The sequence below is a fragment of the Zunongwangia atlantica 22II14-10F7 genome, from assembly GCF_002094855.1.
GTDB classification, from domain to species: Bacteria; Bacteroidota; Bacteroidia; order Flavobacteriales; family Flavobacteriaceae; genus Zunongwangia; species Zunongwangia atlantica.
In genome coordinates this window covers 1-3,179 of sequence record NZ_ARYN01000043.1, presented here as the reverse complement: position 1 = coordinate 3,179, position 3,179 = coordinate 1, and the positions used below count along the sequence as shown (strand labels likewise).

The following is a 3,179-nucleotide window of genomic DNA, read 5'->3' as shown; positions in this document are numbered from 1 at the left end:
TCGATTAAGTATTTAGCCGCAATGGGCTATACGCATTGTTGTGGCAAGTACTTTTATAATTTTAAATCTTCAATTTCTTTTTTCAATTCTGGGAGTTCTCGTATAATAATTGTCCAAATTACCTCGTCAGAAATATAATCGTATTCGTGAGCTATCCTATTTCTCGTCCCGATTATTTTTTGGGCATTTTTTATTTCAAGATTATGAGTTTTATTTTTGGAAATTCTATTAATAGCTTCTCCAATTATCTCAATATTTCTTTCTACAGCTTTCTTTGTTTTTAAATCATTTTTATATTCAAAGAAATCTCTTTTCTCAGGCAAAAATTCAAAAATTTCATCGATTGATCTTGTTATATCCTCTAACCAAGCATATATTCTATCGTCCATAAATCAACACTTTAGTTCTATCAAGTTCCTTTCTAAAAAAGTTATTTTTAATAGCTCTTTCTTCAATAAGGTCAATTTGTCTTTTGAATAAATTTTCTAATTTTTCCTTTAGTTGAAAATATAAGTCAGTATATTTAAACGGATCATTTTCTTCAAAATCGACAACAAAATCAATATCAGAGTCATTTCTGAAATCTTCTCTGGTTACTGAACCAAAAGCAGAAAAAGTGCGAACTTTGTATTCTTTACAGAGTTGTTTAATTAAGCTAATATTTTTTTCGTCTATTTTCATACCACTAAAATAACTAAATATTTCAACTCTTCTGGAATTTTTATGTATTTGCCACAACGGTCCCGGTTACCGCAAGTTGCGGGAGTAAGGACGCGGATTTGTCGGCTTAGTTGTTTTAATAATTGGTCTCTAAAATAACTATTTTCAAATAGCTACCCGTTATTTGCGGTGAACCGTTGTGTGTGCCCAGCATGGGCATCTTTATCATATCGAAGATATGATATTAATCTAGAAGGTGCAAGTCCCTTATGGGCAGGGGTGACGCCTTGAACCATTAGTAAGCTGCAAGCTTGTCTGTCGCGAGACAGGAAGTGAAGGAAGCAGGACTACAAACCCTGGTACTGACGAACAGGAACCGGATATGAGGCTACAAGGTTGGATGAGCAAGCACATCATTGTGATGTCCTAAACATTTCTTTGGAAATGAATACCGAAGTAGTAGATCCGGCAGGAATCAGGGGAAAGAAGATGTTCTTACCTGGGGAGGTCTCCATAGCCACGGGATGGTTTGGTGGAGAAGTCAGCCGAGGTAATAGTACTCACAGGAAACGAGGTGTAGCAAAACTGCATAGGTCTCACAAGTGAGGAAGGACTGAACGCAATCCTTTTGGAAATTACATTGGGAGCATTGATTTTCGCTAACTGGGTGACCGATTCCCAAGAAAATCTGTAGCCTTTTGAAAAAGTACAGAATAGTTTCAATTGGTTTAAAGAGCGATTGGAAAGATGGATTGTGAACCGCCCAGTACGAGAACCGTACGCTGGGTGGTGTGAGAGGCGCACTCCGTCAATTTCTGGCGGAGCCGTCTACTCGATTAGCCACAGTATTTTTATTCATATTCATATAGCTCAATTCGCTGTATTGAATAATCCCCATGACTTATTCTGATGTGTCTTCCTTGATGCGTTTGGTCTCCGTTAAGGTGTCTAATTACTTTCCAGTTACCATTTTCAAAAACACCTTCTTCATTTTTTAAAATGCCTACTATTTTATCCCTCTTTTTCCAATTTTTGAAAGTGACTACAACTCCTGAACCTGCTACATAAAACTCATTGGTGTTAGTTTGTATGATTATTGCACCACCTGAATCCCAAACGTCTTTTGTCGCTCCTGCTTCCCAACCTAAAGTGTAACTGTTTTTAAACGAAAACTCATAATCTCCCAAAACAACCGTTGATAATACTTTATCTCTATCCAATAAGATACCTTCTATTTTATTTTGACCGAAGTTTTTAGCAATCAATGGATGCAATTGTTCTATTAAGTTATATGCTCCTGCCAATTCCGAATTCACGTTATTTTCTATGCTAAATGGTGAAAAGCCAATTGCTTCATAATGACCAATTGCGAATAAAGCTTTTGCACCTACCGTATTACCAAATCTATGTTCTGGGACAAATAGCGGATTGTTTTGTCGAACATAGAGGTCATTCCAAAGTTCAAAATCTGGTGTATAAAAATCAGGTGAAAGCATATCAATAGAAGGTGCACCTGCTTTCCAAACATCCATTAAATGTGGTAATGGACCTGCACTTGGATATTCTCCCGGAATTTTCCCACGTCTTATCAATGCTGCGTTCACAAACATTGGTAATGGATAAATTTCTTTCCCTGCTTTGGTAATTTCTTGTACGTATTTAGCGAAATACCAAGCCATAAAGATTTCATCTGTTCCATATCCTTGTCCGAATATTTCCTCCCAAGTTCCTTGCGTTTTATAGCCGTTCTTTCTCCAAACTTTTAAAAATTCCGGAACTAAATATTCTTTGTTTTTTTGCAAATAACCCATCAATTCTGTTGGAACTTGCTTTTTAAATTTTTCATTGGCTAAAGGGTGATAATCCCTTGCAGAAGGCAACATTCCAATTTCATTTTCAGGCTGGACCATGATTACTGTTTGCTCTTTATCAATACTTTTTATATGTTTCATTAGGGCTTTGAAAGCATTCAAATCCGCCTGAAGATTGTTTTTGCCAAATGGGCTTAATATTTCCTGACTCACACCTCTTTCATCTTTGGCTCTTGGATATTTAGTTGGGTTTTGTTTTACCCAAGAAGGCACATGACTTGACATACTATTTTTCCAAGAACCAAACCATAAGATAATTAGCTTCATGTCATTTTTTCGAGTTTCAATTATGAGTTTATCTAATAGTTCAAAGTCAAATTGGCCTTCTTTGGGTTCAATCAATTCCCAATAAACAGGTGCGAGTATCGTATTTAGGTTCATCGCCTGAAACTTCTCCCAATGGGGTTTCATGTACTCAATCGAAGTAAATGATGAATTTCCTAACTCTCCACCAAGCACAATAAACGGTTCTCCTTTTACAATCAAATGAGTTTTTTCTCCTACCATTTTCAGATAAGGAATATTCTCTTGTGCATTTCCTTTTTCGATTTGGATTAAAAGGACGATTAGAAAAATTGCAATTTGCTTTATATTCATTTTTTTGTTGGTTTGGTTATATTGTGGCTAACGGCAGTTTGTCTCAAAACT

At 36.1% G+C, this 3,179-nt stretch carries 3 protein-coding genes; all 3 read right to left on the bottom strand.

Annotated features, from left to right (window positions below; translation table 11 throughout):
• Positions 1–53 precede the first annotated feature (53 nt).
• Positions 54–389: a HepT-like ribonuclease domain-containing protein gene (locus tag IIF7_RS20310; protein WP_084843514.1), complete on the bottom strand. Its 336-nt coding sequence runs from the start codon at positions 387–389 to the stop codon at positions 54–56.
• On the bottom strand, positions 379–681 hold the full coding sequence (locus tag IIF7_RS20305) for a nucleotidyltransferase family protein (protein ID WP_084843513.1): 303 nt from the start codon (positions 679–681) through the stop codon (positions 379–381). The genes IIF7_RS20310 and IIF7_RS20305 overlap by 11 nt, the downstream gene beginning before the upstream one ends.
• A gap of 830 nt (positions 682–1,511) precedes the next feature.
• Entirely contained in the window at positions 1,512–3,128 is a 1,617-nt protein-coding gene (locus IIF7_RS20300; RefSeq protein WP_084843512.1) for a GH35 family beta-galactosidase, read from the bottom strand.
• Positions 3,129–3,179: the final 51 nt, after the last annotated feature.

Bases quoted from the DNA above. Each gene is read 5' to 3' on its own strand.
- IIF7_RS20310 (WP_084843514.1), bottom strand. From the start codon at position 389: ATGGACGATAGAATATATGCTTGGTTAGAGGATATAACAAGATCAATC.
- IIF7_RS20305 (WP_084843513.1), bottom strand. From the start codon at position 681: ATGAAAATAGACGAAAAAAATATTAGCTTAATTAAACAACTCTGTAAA.
- IIF7_RS20300 (WP_084843512.1), bottom strand. From the start codon at position 3,128: ATGAATATAAAGCAAATTGCAATTTTTCTAATCGTCCTTTTAATCCAA.